Genomic DNA, 692 nt, shown 5'->3' on the forward strand with positions numbered 1-692 from the left:
GAGCAACAGGAGCAACAGGTGGCGGAGCTATTATTCCATATGCTTCAGGTACAACACCAGCTGTGTTAGTTAACCTGGTAGCAGGAACTATTGGTACAGGAACTCTCCTTGGATTTGGTTTTAGTCAGCCTGGCATATCTTTATTGGGTGGAGGCGATATCACATTAGCGGCAGGTATAGGTGATTATGCATTTGTAGCACCACGCGCAGGGACTATTACGTCATTAGCAGGTTTCTTTAGTGTATTAGCGGGAGTTTCATTAGGAACTACTCAAGTTCAAATGCAAATATTAATTGCATCTGCAGCAAGTAATACGTTTTCACCAGTGGGAGCACCTCTATTATTATTACCAACATTTGTCGGAATAGTGGTTGGTGCTACAGCATCAGGAATCGAACCTCTTAATATTCCAGTAGCCGCTGGGGATAAAATACTAGTATATGTTTCATTGACAGGAGCTAGTCCAATAGCTACAATTGATGGATTTGCAAGTGCAGGTATTAATATCGTTTAATTCGTTACAATGTTTAGTGGGAAATTAAACTGGTATTTGTATATAGTCCCTTCCTAATAATATTAGGGAGGGCTATATTTTTTATGAAAAATAAGTAATAAATCAATTGGAAAATTCTCTTTGTTAAGTTGGTATAAAAGAAAAATGTAAAGTATGATTTACACTTTATAGTTTATG

General features: G+C 37.4%; 1 protein-coding gene. It reads left to right on the top strand.

What is annotated here, in order from left to right:
• On the top strand, positions 1 to 515 hold a 515-nt coding region (locus V7038_RS28235), incomplete at its 5' end, for an exosporium glycoprotein BclB-related protein (protein ID WP_335695990.1).
• Between the last annotated feature and the right edge of the window lie 177 nt (positions 516 to 692).

Origin of the sequence: Bacillus sp. JJ783 (genome assembly GCF_036963225.1) — a bacterium.
Classification (GTDB): domain Bacteria; phylum Bacillota; class Bacilli; order Bacillales; family Bacillaceae_G; genus Bacillus_A; species Bacillus_A cereus_U.